General features: G+C 67.9%; 6 protein-coding genes. 3 read left to right on the top strand and 3 right to left on the bottom strand.

The features are described from left to right. Nucleotides 1-262: 262 nt before the first annotated feature. Both ACTWJ5_RS09355 and ACTWJ5_RS09350 read right to left on the bottom strand, forming a co-directional pair. Nucleotides 263-1,663 carry an amino acid permease gene (locus tag ACTWJ5_RS09355; protein ID WP_074979899.1) on the bottom strand — a complete coding sequence of 467 codons (1,401 nt, stop codon included), beginning with the start codon at nucleotides 1,661-1,663 and terminating at the stop codon, nucleotides 263-265. Between the two features lie 118 nt (nucleotides 1,664-1,781). Then, nucleotides 1,782-3,248: a glyceraldehyde-3-phosphate dehydrogenase gene (locus tag ACTWJ5_RS09350; protein WP_074979902.1), complete on the bottom strand. Its 1,467-nt coding sequence runs from the start codon at nucleotides 3,246-3,248 to the stop codon at nucleotides 1,782-1,784. 139 nt (nucleotides 3,249-3,387) lie between these two features. On the opposite strand from ACTWJ5_RS09350, the gene mfd reads away from it, so the two are divergent. From mfd to ACTWJ5_RS09335, 3 genes are read left to right on the top strand one after another with little or no spacing between them, the layout of a single operon-like run. Next, nucleotides 3,388-6,837, top strand: a complete 3,450-nt coding sequence (gene mfd / locus ACTWJ5_RS09345) for a transcription-repair coupling factor (RefSeq protein ID WP_444438268.1) — start codon at nucleotides 3,388-3,390, stop codon at nucleotides 6,835-6,837. 9 nt (nucleotides 6,838-6,846) lie between these two features. Next, on the top strand, nucleotides 6,847-7,500 hold the full coding sequence (locus ACTWJ5_RS09340; RefSeq protein WP_074979907.1) for a CsiV family protein: 654 nt from the start codon (nucleotides 6,847-6,849) through the stop codon (nucleotides 7,498-7,500). 21 nt (nucleotides 7,501-7,521) lie between these two features. Next, a complete protein-coding gene (locus ACTWJ5_RS09335; protein WP_444438266.1) occupies nucleotides 7,522-10,806 on the top strand; it encodes a DEAD/DEAH box helicase in 3,285 nt (1,094 codons plus the stop codon). A 706-nt stretch (nucleotides 10,807-11,512) separates the two neighbouring features. Here ACTWJ5_RS09335 and ACTWJ5_RS09330 read toward each other — a convergent pair. Next, nucleotides 11,513-12,250, bottom strand: a complete 738-nt coding sequence (locus ACTWJ5_RS09330; protein ID WP_043267310.1) for an S-methyl-5'-thioinosine phosphorylase — start codon at nucleotides 12,248-12,250, stop codon at nucleotides 11,513-11,515. Nucleotides 12,251-12,252 lie beyond the last annotated feature (2 nt).

Raw genomic sequence — 12,252 nt, 5'->3', positions numbered from 1 at the left:
CGTAGGAAGGGTTGAGCGAAGCGATACCCATCGCCATGGCGGGTCGGGCCCGGAGTGCCCCGGGAACAGGTGCTCCGGGCTCGAACCCGGAACGCGCCTGGAATCACGGTCAAACGGCGGATAACGCCGTAGGCGTTATGCGCCCTACGCAATGCCCAACCATGACGTAGGGCGGATAACCGTTCGCGGTTATCCGCCGCTGCAAGCAAAAAGGCCGCACCCCGGTAGGAATGCGGCCCTTTCTCGTCCAGCGCCGGCGGGATCAGGCGGTAGCCCGTGCCTCGCCCTTGCGCTTGACCAGGTAGCAGATGCCCATCAGCACCACCCACACCGGGATGGCGTACACCGACACGTCGATGCCCGGGATCTGCAGCATGATGCCGAGGATGAACACCACGAAGGCCAGGCACAGCCAGTTGCTGAACGGGTACCACAGGGCGCGGAAGCTGGTGCGCACGCCCTCGCGATTCTTGGCGCGGCGGAACATCAGGTGGGCCAGGCTGATCATCGCCCAGTTGATCACCAGCGCCGCCACCACCAGCGACATCAGCAGCTCCAGCGCCTGGTGCGGGATCACGTAGTTGACCACCACGCAGGCCAGGGTGATGAAGGCCGAGACGCCGATGGCCAGCAGCGGCACGCCGCGGTCGTCGACCTTGGCGAAGGCGCGCGGGGCGTCGCCCTGCTCGGCCAGGCCGAAGAGCATGCGGCTGTTGCAGTACACGCAGCTGTTGTAGACCGACAGCGCCGCGGTCAGCACCACGAAGTTCAGCACGTTGGCCGCCACTTCGCTGCCCAGCAGCGAGAACACCTTCACGAAGGGGCTGCCGCTGTACGGGTCGCCGGAGCTGTTGATGCTCTGCAGCAGCGCATCCCACGGGTACAGCGAGAGCAGCACGGCCAGGGCGCCGATGTAGAAGATCAGGATGCGGTAGATCACCTGGTTGATCGCCTTGGGGATCACCTTCTTCGGTTCCGCAGCCTCGGCCGCGGTGATGCCCACCAGCTCCAGGCCGCCGAAGGAGAACATGATGATCGCCAGGACCATCACCAGGCCGGAAATGCCGTTGGGGAAGAAGCCGCCGTGGCTCCACAGGTTGCTCACCGAGGCCTGCGGGCCGCCGTGGCCGCTGGCCAGCAGCCAGATGCCGAGCAGGATCATGCCGATGATGGCGGCGACCTTGATGATGGCGAACCAGAACTCGGTCTCGCCGAAGGCCTTCACGTTGAACAGGTTGATGGCGTTGATCAGCACGAAGAACACCGCCGCGGTGGCCCAGGTGGGGAACTCCGGCCACCAGAACTGGATGTACTTGCCGACCGCCGTCAGTTCCGACATGCCGACCAGGATGTACAGCACCCAGTAGTTCCAGCCGGACATGAAGCCGGCGAAGCCGCCCCAGTACTTGTGGGCGAAGTGGCTGAAGGAACCGGCGACCGGCTCCTCGACGATCATCTCGCCGAGCTGGCGCATGATCAGGAAGGCGATGAAGCCGCCGATGGCGTAGCCGAGGATCATCGACGGGCCGGCGGATTGCAGGACACCGGCCGAGCCCAGGAACAGGCCGGTACCGATGGCGCCACCCAGGGCGATCAGCTGGATGTGGCGGTTCTTCAGGCCGCGTTTGAGCGAGCCTTCATGCAGATGGGGGTGTCCATCCATTGCGGGGTTCCTCGGTAGAGGGGGTTGGCATTTTTATCGTTATGGTGCGCGGGGTAAGCGCGAAGACTAACGAAAAACGGGAGCCCGAGAGCTCCCGTTTTCGATTTTCAGGCGTGAATCAGCGCGGGAAGGCCGGCGGGTTGACCCCTGCCATCTCTTCCATCACGCGGACCACCTGGCAGCTGTAGCCGAACTCGTTGTCGTACCACACGTACAGCACGACGCGGTTGTCGTTGCAGATGGTGGCTTCGGCATCGACCACGCCGGCGTGGCGGGAGCCGACGAAGTCGGTGGAGACCACTTCCTGCGAGCTGACGAAGTCGATCTGCTTCTGCAGGTCCGAGTGCATGGCCATCTGGCGCAGGTACTCGTTGATCTCCTCGCGGGAGGTCGACTTGTTCAGGTTCAGGTTGAGGATGGCCATGGACACGTTCGGGGTGGGAACGCGGATGGCGTTGCCGGTCAGCTTGCCTTTCAGCACCGGCAGGGCCTTGGCGGCGGCGGTGGCGGCACCGGTCTCGGTGATCACCATGTTCAGCGGAGCGCTGCGGCCGCGGCGGCTGCCCTTGTGGAAGTTGTCGATCAGGTTCTGGTCGTTGGTGTACGAGTGAACGGTTTCGACGTGGCCGTTGACGATGCCGTACTGGTCATCCACAGCCTTGAGCACCGGCACGATGGCGTTGGTGGTGCAGGAGGCGGCGGAGACGATCTTGTCGTCGGCGGTGATCTCGCCATGGTTGATGCCGTGGACGATGTTCTTCAGCGCGCCCTTGCCCGGGGCGGTGAGGATCACGCGGTCGACGCCGGCGCACTTCAGGTGCTGGCCCAGGCCCTCGGCGTCGCGCCACTTGCCGGTGTTGTCGACCAGCAGGGCGTTCTTGATGCCGTACTGGGTGTAGTCCACCGAGGACGGATCGTTGGAGTAGATCACCTGGATCAGGTTGCCGTTGGCGGTGATGGTGTTGTTGGCTTCATCGATGGTGATGGTGCCGTCGAACTTGCCATGCACGGAGTCGCGGCGCAGCAGGCTGGCGCGCTTGACCAGGTCGTTCTCGGCGCCCTTGCGCACGACGATGGCGCGCAGGCGCAGGCCGTCGCCGCCACCGGTCTTCTCGATGAGGATGCGCGCCAGCAGGCGGCCGATGCGGCCGAAGCCGTACAGCACGACGTCGGTGCCTTCGCGGGCGGCGCCGTTCTGCTTGCCGACCACGTCGGCCAGCTCGTCCTTGGTGAACTGCTCGATGCTGCGGCCGTTACCCTCGGCCTTGAACTTGGCGACCATCTTGCCCAGGTCGACGGAAGCTGCGCCGAGCTTCAGGTCGCTCATGGCCTTGAGGATGGGGAAGGTGTCGTGGACCGACAGCTCGGCTTCGTCGGCCAGGCGGTGGCGGGCGAAACGGTGAGCCTTGAGGATGTCGATCACCGAACGGTTGATCAGGCCACGGCCGTAGATCGAGGTCACCACGTTGTTGTTGCGGTAGAGCTGGCCGATCAGCGGAATCATGGCTTCCGCGAGGGCTTCACGATCGATCCACTCACCGAGACACTGGTCGGGCTTCTGATTCACGGGCATTACCTTCCACATGTAGGAGAAGAAAAAAGGGGCTACATTATGACGGTGCAGGCCATCGCCGGCAATCTGCAGCGCTGCAAAGACTGACAGCCGTCAATCGGGATAGTTACAATCCACCCGGTCAAATTTCCGACCGGAGCCCGCTACGCCCGTGTCCGTATTGCGTATTCCCGCCTTGCCGGCCGCGGCTGGCAAGCAAACCTGGGGCAACCTGCCCGGCGCCGCCCTGAGCCTGGCGATCGCCGAGGCCGCCGCCCAGGCGAAACGATTCACCCTGTTGCTCACCGCCGACAGCCAGAACGCCGAACGGCTGGAGCAGGAGCTGCGTTTCTTCGCCCCGGACCTGCCCGTGCTGCAGCTCCCGGACTGGGAAACCCTGCCCTACGACGTGTTCTCGCCGCACCAGGACATCATTTCCCAGCGCGTCGCCACCCTCTACCAGTTGCCCGGTCTCAAGCACGGCGTGCTGGTGGTGCCGATCAGCACCGCCCTGCACCGCCTGGCGCCGGCCAGGTTCCTGCTGGGCAGCAGCCTGGTGCTGGACGTGGGCCAGAAGCTCGACGTCGAGCAGATGCGCCTGCGCCTGGAAGCCGCCGGCTACCGCTGCGTGGACACCGTCTACGAACACGGCGAGTTCGCCGTGCGCGGCGCGCTCATCGACCTGTTCCCGATGGGCAGCGAGCTGCCCTACCGCATCGACCTGTTCGACGACGAGATCGAGACGCTGCGCACCTTCGACCCGGAGAACCAGCGCTCCATCGACAAGGTGCAGAGCATCCGCCTGCTGCCGGCGCGCGAGTTCCCCTTGCGCAAGGAAGCGGTCGCCGGCTTTCGCGCGCGCTTCCGCGAGCGCTTCGACGTCGACTACCGGCGCTGCCCGATCTACCAGGACCTGACCAGCGGCCTGACCCCGGCCGGCATCGAGTACTACCTGCCGCTGTTCTTCGAGGAAGGCGAGACCTCCACCCTGTTCGACTACCTGCCGCAGGACACCCAGGTGTTCTCCCTGCCGGGCATCGAGCAGGCCGCCGAGCAGTTCTGGAACGACGTGCGCAGCCGCTACGAGGACCGCCGCTACGACCCCGAGCGGCCGCTGCTGCCGCCGGCCGAGCTGTTCCTGCCGGTGGAGGACTGTTTCGCCCGCCTGAAGAACTGGCCGCGCGTGGTGGTCAGCGCCGAGCCCGTCGAGCCGGGCGTCGGCCGCGAGAGCTTCCCCGCCGAGCCGCTGCCGGACCTGGCCATCGAGGCCAAGGCCACGGAACCGCTGGCCAAGCTGCGCCGCTTCATCGAGGAATTTCCCGGGCGCATCCTGTTCAGCGCCGAATCCGCCGGGCGCCGCGAGGTGCTGCTGGAACTGCTGGCGCGGCTGAAGCTGCGCCCCGGCGAGGTGGACGGCTGGCCGGCCTTCCTCGCCCAGCCCGAGCGTCTGGCCATCACCATCGCGCCGCTGGACGACGGCCTGCTGCTGCAGGACGAGGTGGCGCTGATCGCCGAGAGCCCGCTGTTCGGCCAGCGCGTGATGCAGCGCCGGCGCCGCGAGAAGAGCCGCGACGGCGGCGAGAACGTCATCAAGAACCTCACCGAGCTGCGCGAAGGCGCGCCGGTGGTGCACATCGACCACGGCGTCGGCCGCTACATGGGCCTGATCACCCTGGAGATCGACGGGCAGAGCGCCGAATTCCTGGCCCTGCAGTACGCCGACGAGGCCAAGCTCTACGTGCCGGTGGCCAACCTGCACCTGATCGCCCGCTACACCGGCAGCGACGACGCCCTGGCGCCGCTGCACAAGCTCGGCTCCGAGGCCTGGCAGAAGGCCAAGCGCAAGGCCGCCGAGCAGGTCCGCGACGTCGCCGCCGAACTGCTCGACATCTATGCCCGCCGCGCCGCGCGCAAGGGCTATGCGTTCAAGGACCCGCAGGCCGACTACGCCACCTTCTCCGCCGGCTTTCCCTTCGAGGAGACGCCGGACCAGCAGGCGGCCATCGACGCCGTGGTGGCCGACATGCTCGCCGACAAGCCGATGGACCGCCTGGTCTGCGGCGACGTCGGCTTCGGCAAGACCGAGGTGGCCATGCGCGCCGCCTTCGTCGCCGTGCACAGCGGCAGGCAGGTGGCGGTGCTGGTGCCCACCACTCTGCTAGCCCAGCAACACTACAACAGCTTCCGCGACCGCTTCGCCGACTGGCCGGTGAACGTCGAGGTGATGAGCCGCTTCAAGACCGCCAAGGAAGTCGAAGGCGCGGTCGGCCAGCTCGCCGAAGGCAAGGTGGACATCGTCATCGGCACCCACAAGCTGCTGCAGGGCGACGTCAAGTTCAAGAACCTCGGCCTGGTCATCATCGACGAGGAACACCGCTTCGGCGTACGCCAGAAGGAGCAGCTCAAGGCCCTGCGCAGCGAGGTGGACATCCTCACCCTCACCGCCACGCCGATCCCGCGCACGCTGAACATGGCCGTGGCCGGCATGCGCGACCTGTCGATCATCGCCACGCCGCCGGCGCGCCGCCTGTCGGTGCGCACCTTCGTCATGGAAGAACAGAAGGCGGTGATCAAGGAAGCGCTGCTGCGCGAGCTGCTGCGCGGCGGCCAGGTCTACTACCTGCACAACGAGGTGAAGAGCATCGAGAAGTGCGCCCGCGACCTGGCCGAACTGGTGCCCGAGGCGCGCATCGGCATCGGCCACGGGCAGATGCACGAACGCGACCTCGAACGGGTGATGAGCGACTTCTACCACAAGCGCTTCAACGTGCTGGTGGCCTCGACCATCATCGAGACCGGCATCGACGTGCCCAGCGCCAACACCATCCTCATCGAGCGCGCCGACAAGTTCGGCCTGGCCCAGCTGCACCAGCTGCGCGGGCGCGTCGGCCGCAGCCACCACCAGGCCTACGCCTACCTGCTCACGCCGCCGCGCAAGCAGATGACGCCCGACGCCGAGAAGCGCCTGGAAGCCATCGCCAACGCCCAGGACCTGGGCGCCGGCTTCGTCCTGGCCACCCACGACCTGGAAATCCGCGGCGCCGGCGAACTGCTCGGCGAAGGCCAGAGCGGGCAGATCCAAGCGGTGGGCTTCACCCTCTACATGGAAATGCTCGAACGCGCGGTCAAGGCCATCCGCAAGGGCGAACAGCCCAACCTGGAGCAGCCCCTGGGCGGCGGCCCGGACATCAACCTGCGGGTGCCGGCGCTGATCCCCGAGGACTACCTGCCCGACGTGCACGCCCGGCTGATCCTCTACAAGCGCATCGCCAACCAGCTGGACGAGGACGGCCTGCGCGAACTGCAGGTGGAGATGATCGACCGCTTCGGCCTGCTGCCCGACCCGGCGAAGAACCTGGTGCGTCTGACACTCCTGAAACTGCAGGCGGAGAAGCTCGGCATCGTCAAGGTGGATGCCGGGCCCCAGGGAGGCCGGGTAGAATTCGCCGCCGATACCTGCGTCGACCCGCTGGTGCTGATCAAGCTGATCCAGAGCCAGCCGAACCGCTACAGGTTCGAAGGCGCGACCCTGTTCAAGTTCCAGGTGCCCATGGAGCGCCCGGAAGAACGCTTCAACACCCTCGAGGCGCTGTTCGAGCGCCTCGCGCCCAACGTTTCCTAAAGGACCAGTATGTTCCGCTACCTGCCGCTGCTGCTTGCCCTTATCGCCCCGGCGAGCTTCGCCGACGATCTCTACCAGGTCGAACTGATCCTGTTCCAGCAGGAAGGCGACGTCGTCTACTCCAGCCAGCCGGCGCCCGACGACTGGGCCAAGGGCGCCCAGCCGCTGGGCGAGGACAGCCGCCGGCCGACGGCGATGGACGCCCAGGCCAACAAGCTGGCCCAGACCCAGGGCTACCACGTGCTGATGCACAAGGCCTGGAAACAGTCCATTGGCGACACGCCGGTGAAGATCGCCCTCAGCGAAGGCCGCCAGCAGGACGACCACTTCCCCGTGGAAGGCACCATCAGCCTGCGCCAGCAGCGTTTCGTCGACACCCAGGTGGACTTCTGGATCAACCAGTTCGGCGCCGACGGCCTGCTCGCCAACAGCCAGCACATGGTCCAGGACGTCAGCCTGAAGAACGACGTGCTGGCCTACCTCGACCACCCCAGCCTGGGCATGCTGATCCGCGTCAGCCCGCTCAACGCCAAGCCGACCACCCCGCCGCCGGCGGAGATGCAGGAAGAGGCGCCTGCCGGGCAACCGCAGCAGCCCGCCCCGGAAGCCCCGGCCAACGGCGGCTTCGACGCCCCGCCGGCGAGCGAGCCCGACCAGCAGTAAACCCGCCCTGAAGGCCGCGCCATGGTTCCGTTCGCCGAACACCTGCAACGCATCCCCTGGCGCCGCCTGTTCCCCGCCGTCACCCTGGTGCGCGGCGAGGCCTACGCCCGCGAGGGCCGGGTGCGACTCAGCCGCCTCACCGAGCGTACGCTGGACAGCCTGTGCCAGGGCTCGGGCGGCAACCGCTACCGCCAGCGCATCAGCTTCTCCCGCAGCGGCGACACCCTCGACTGCCAGTGCGACTGCCCGGTCGGCTTCGACTGCAAGCACTGCGTGGCGGCGCTGCTGCAACTGCTGGAGGAACAGCCGGCTTCCGCTGCCACGCCGTCGCCACCTCCGCCCGCGCCGCCAGTCAGCCAGCCCGCCAGCAACCTGTCGCCCCTGCTGCAGACCTGGCTGAAGAAGCTGCCCGCAACCCTCAAGGCGCAGCCGGCAGCCCGGCAAGCGTACAACGCGCCCCTGCACTACCGGCTGACGAAGAGCGGCCGGGTGTTCATCCATACCGCGGCGTACGGCGAGGACAGCCGCCCCCTGGGCTACCCGCGCATCCAGTCGATCGCCCTGGCCCTGGGCCGCGGCGTCGCCGAGCAGGACCGGCCGATCCTGACGCGTGCGCTGGGCGCCGCGGGCGTGCAGCCCCACGACAACGAAGTGCTCCTGCAAGGCAGCGATGGCGCCGAGCTGCTGGCGTTGCTCCTGCGCAGCGGGCAGCTGTTCCTCGAACTCGACGACCTCTCCAGCCGCCTGCAGCCGGGGCCGGAGCTACCCGCCCGGCTCGCCTGGCACTACCGCGAGGACAACTGCTACGCCATCGCCTGGGAAACCGACGCCGAGCCCCGACCGCAACTGCTGACGCAACTGACGCCGCCCTGGTACGTCGACCGCCAGGGCCGGCGCGCCGGGCCCCTGCGCCACGACCTGCCCGACGCCCTGGCCGGCTACCTGCTGAACGCCCCGCCGGTACCGGCGGAGCAGGCCACGCTGTTCGCCCTGCAACTGAAGGAACTGGCACCCACCGCGCCCTTGCCGGTCCCCGCCGGCGAACGCCGGCTGGATGACGTGCAGCCGGTGCCGCACCTGCGGCTGAGCACCCTGAGCGACCACATCTTCGGCGACCGCGACAAGCACCAGGCCTGCCTCGAATTCGCCTATGGCAAGGAGCGCGTGCACGGGCCGGCGCGCAGCGGCCAGCCGGTCCGCTATCTGGAGGACGGCGCCTTCGTCGTCGTCGAGCGCCAGCCCAAGGCCGAGCAGGCCTTGCGCAAGGTCCTGCAGCGCCTGGGCCTGAGGAAGCTCGACAAGGGCGCAACGTCCCACGGCCTGGAAAGCCGCTACGACTGCTACCGCCCGGCCGACGACGGGCAATGGGCGCGCATCGTCCGGCAGCTCCCGGAGCTGCGCGCCCAGGGCTGGGAGGTCGAGATCGACGCGGACTTCCCCTTCGACTTCAGCGAGGTCGAGGACTGGTACGCCCGCATCGACGAAGAGCCCGGCCACGCCTGGTTCGACCTGGAACTGGGCATCGTGGTCGACGGCCAGCAGATCAGCCTGCTGCAACCGCTGCTGGAACTGATCCGCCATCGCCCTGCGGCGCTGCATGGCGGCGCCGGTGCCGAACTGCCGATCCGCCTCGATGCCCGCCGCCGGGCCGATGGCAAGCCCCTGAGCGTGAGCCTGCCCCTGGCCCGCGTGCAGGCCATGCTCCAGCTCCTCGAAGGCCTGCTGCTGGCCAGCGCGCAGCGGGACGACGCCAGCCTGCGCCTGTCGAGCGCCGACGCCGGCCTGCTCGCCCCGCTCGACGAACACCCCCTGCACTGGCAGGGCGGCGAGCGCCTGCTGCGCTTCGCCAAGCGCCTGCGCGGCCACCAGCAACAGCCCTGCGCGGCGCCAGCGGGCTTGCGAGCCGAACTGCGCCCCTACCAGCTTCAGGGCCTGGCCTGGATGCAGGCGCTGCGCGAACTGGAGGTGGGCGGCATCCTCGGCGACGACATGGGCCTGGGCAAGACGCTGCAGGTGCTGGCGCACATCCTCACGGAGAAGCGCGCCGGGCGCCTGGACCGCCCGGCCCTGGTGCTGATGCCCACCAGCCTGGTGGCCAACTGGCAGGACGAGGCCGCACGCTTCGCCCCGGACCTGCGCGTGCTCACCCTGCACGGCAGCGACCGCCACAAGGGCTTCGACGAGCTTGGCCAGTACAACCTGCTGCTCAGCACCTACGCCCTGCTGCCGCGGGACATCGAAGCGCTGAGCCGGCAGCCGCTGCACCTGGCGGTATTCGACGAGGCGCAGTACCTGAAGAACGCCAGCAGCAAGTCGGCCCAGGCCGCGGCGAAGCTCGACGCCCGCCAGCGCCTGTGCCTGACCGGCACGCCGCTGGAGAACCACCTGGGCGAACTCTGGGCGCTGTTCGACCTGATCATGCCCGGCTGGCTGGGCGATGCGCGCGGCTTTGCCCGCCTGTACCGCAACCCCATCGAAAAGGCCAGCGACGGCCAACGCCTGGCCCACCTCAACGCCCGCATCAAGCCCTTCCTGCTGCGGCGCAAGAAGGAACAGGTGGCCAGCGAACTGCCGCCCAAGAGCGAGATCACCCACTGGGTGGAACTCAGCAACGTCCAGCGCGACCTCTACGAGACCGTACGCCTGGCCATGGACAGCAAGGTCCGCGCGGAAATCCAGCGCAAGGGCCTGGCGCGCAGCCACATCGTGGTCCTCGAAGCCCTGCTCAAGCTGCGCCAGGTCTGCTGCGACCCGCGCCTGCTGGACAGCACTCTGCCGGCGGTAGGCTCGGGCAAGCTCGCCGGCCTGCTGGAAATGCTCGACGAACTGCTGGAGGAAGGCCGCCGCGTGCTGCTGTTCTCGCAGTTCACCTCGATGCTCGAACTGATCCAGACGGAGCTGGAGCAACGCGGCATCCCCTACGCCCTGCTCACCGGCGACACCCGCGACCGCCGCCAGCCGGTGGAAGACTTCCAGCAGGGCCGCGTGCCGCTGTTCCTGATCAGCCTGAAGGCCGGCGGCACCGGCCTCAACCTCACCGCCGCCGACACCGTGATCCACTACGACCCCTGGTGGAACCCGGCGGTGGAACAGCAGGCCACCGACCGCGCCTACCGCATCGGCCAGGACAAGCCGGTGTTCGTCTACAAGCTGATCGCCCGCGGCACCCTGGAAGAGAAGATCCAGCAGTTGCAGGCAAGGAAGGCGGCGCTGGCGGCCGGCGTATTGGAAGAAGGCAAGGACGGCGGCCTGCAGCTGCAGGACAGCGATATAGACGCCCTCTTCGCGCCCCTGCCGAAAGCCTGACCTGCCGCACGATTCTCATGTAGGAGCGCGCCCTGCACGCGAAATCGCGGGCAGGGCCCGCTCCTACAGCCCACCGGGAGGCATGGCGTTCCATTGTAGGAGCGGACCTTGTCCGCGATAGCCGGAACCACCGGCGCGATTCGCGGATAAGATCCGCTCCTACGGGTACGCCCTCACACCATGCGCGCGCCCTGCGCGCGAAATCGCGGGCAGGGCCCGCTCCTACAGCCGCCGGGAGGCATGGCGTTCCATTGTAGGAGCGGACCTTGTCCGCGATAGCCGGACGTCCCGGCGCGATTCGCGGATAAGATCCGCTCCTACGGGTACGCCCTCACACCATACGCGCGCCCTGCGCCCGAAATCGCGGGCAGGGCCCGCTCCTACAGCCGCCGGGAGGCATGGCGTTCCATTGTGGAGCGGACCTTGTCCGCGATAGCCGGACGTCCCGGCGCGATTCGCGGATAAGATCCGCTCCTACGGGGACGCCCTCACACCATACCCCCTTGTAGGAGCGCGCCCTGCGCGCGAATCGCGGGCAGACCGCGCCGGAGTGCTCTTCGTAGGAGCGAGCTTGCTCGCGAACAGACTCCGCTGCGGGGCTCATTCGCGAGCAAGCTCGCTCCTACGAGAAGCCGTACCCGCCGGTATGGTGGGACCTTGTCCGCGATAACCGGACATCCCGGCGTGAATCGCGGTACGAGGCCTTTCAGCCCACCAACACCCGCGCCAGCACCTCGCGCACCTTGCCGATGCCCTCGTGCAGGGCCTGTTCGATCTCGGCCATGGTGATGATGCCGCTGGACTTGCCCGCCGCCGGGTTGACCACCAGCGACAGGCAGGCATAGGGCAGCTCCAGCTCACGGGCCAGGGCGGCTTCGGGCATGCCGGTCATGCCGACGATGTCGCAGCCGTCGCGCTCCAGCCGGGCGATTTCCGCCACCGTTTCCAGACGCGGGCCCTGGGTCGCGGCGTAGACGCCATGGCTGCTGTGCGGGTGCCCCAGCGCCTGCAACGCCGCCACCAGCTTCTGGCGCAGCCCTTCGTCATAGGGATGGCTGAAGTCGATATGGGTGACGTGGTCGATGTCGCCGGCGAAGTAGGTGTGCTCGCGGCCGTAGGTGTAGTCGATGATCTGGTGCGGCACGCAGAGGTGGCCGCTGCCCATGGCGGCATGGATGCCGCCCACCGCGTTGACCGCCAGCACCGCCTGGGCGCCGGCCTGCTTGAGCGCCCAGAGGTTGGCGCGGTAGTTCACCTGGTGCGGCGGGAAGCGGTGCGGGTGGCCGTGGCGGGCCAGGAACAGCACCTCGCGGCCGGCGTACTCGCCGCGCTGGATCGGCGCCGAGGGTGCGCCGTAGGGCGTGTCCAGGTTCAGCGAATCCTTCAGGGTCAGGCCTTCCAGCTGGGTCAGGCCGGTGCCGCCGATGATGGCGTAGACGGTCATGG

It is taken from the genome of Pseudomonas sp. A6, from assembly GCF_052367875.1.
In the GTDB taxonomy this organism is placed as follows: domain Bacteria; phylum Pseudomonadota; class Gammaproteobacteria; order Pseudomonadales; family Pseudomonadaceae; genus Pseudomonas; species Pseudomonas citronellolis.
This window is presented reverse-complemented; position numbering and strand designations above follow the sequence as displayed.

What these genes read in the sequence shown, in the direction of transcription:
- ACTWJ5_RS09350 (WP_074979902.1), bottom strand. Translation starts at nt 3,248, where the DNA reads ATGTGGAAGGTAATGCCCGTGAATCAGAAGCCCGACCAGTGTCTCGGT.
- ACTWJ5_RS09330 (WP_043267310.1), bottom strand. Translation starts at nt 12,250, where the DNA reads ATGACCGTCTACGCCATCATCGGCGGCACCGGCCTGACCCAGCTGGAA.
- ACTWJ5_RS09335 (WP_444438266.1), top strand. Translation starts at nt 7,522, where the DNA reads ATGGTTCCGTTCGCCGAACACCTGCAACGCATCCCCTGGCGCCGCCTG.
- ACTWJ5_RS09355 (WP_074979899.1), bottom strand. Translation starts at nt 1,663, where the DNA reads ATGGATGGACACCCCCATCTGCATGAAGGCTCGCTCAAACGCGGCCTG.
- ACTWJ5_RS09340 (WP_074979907.1), top strand. Translation starts at nt 6,847, where the DNA reads ATGTTCCGCTACCTGCCGCTGCTGCTTGCCCTTATCGCCCCGGCGAGC.